1 protein-coding gene is annotated in these 263 nt (G+C 64.3%); it reads right to left on the bottom strand.

The window, feature by feature from the left end:
- The coding region (locus MKD49_RS26045) for a nucleotidyltransferase family protein (protein ID WP_256497832.1) at positions 1-263 on the bottom strand (263 nt) is incomplete at both ends.

Raw genomic sequence — 263 nt, 5'->3', positions numbered from 1 at the left:
ATCGGAGTCGTCGAAGTAGAAGAAGTCGTAGTCCCGGATTCCCGCACGCAGGTCCCGGCCGGCCAGGTTGTTCCACACAGTCTGGAAGAGGCCACCCGCCGTCAGGTACCAGCCGAGGAGCCCGAGCTGCGGTGCACGTCGAAGTATCTCGGCGACAGCAGGATTCGATCGAACGATCGAGACGAATTCGGACTCGCCTCGATTCGTCACGCCGGCAGTACGGCCAGGCCGTGCGGCCGGAGGTTGACCGACTCGCACCCGTC

Source organism: Herbaspirillum sp. WGmk3 (assembly GCF_023952535.1).
GTDB classification, from domain to species: domain Bacteria; phylum Pseudomonadota; class Gammaproteobacteria; order Burkholderiales; family Burkholderiaceae_D; genus Herbaspirillum; species Herbaspirillum huttiense.
This window is presented reverse-complemented; position numbering and strand designations above follow the sequence as displayed.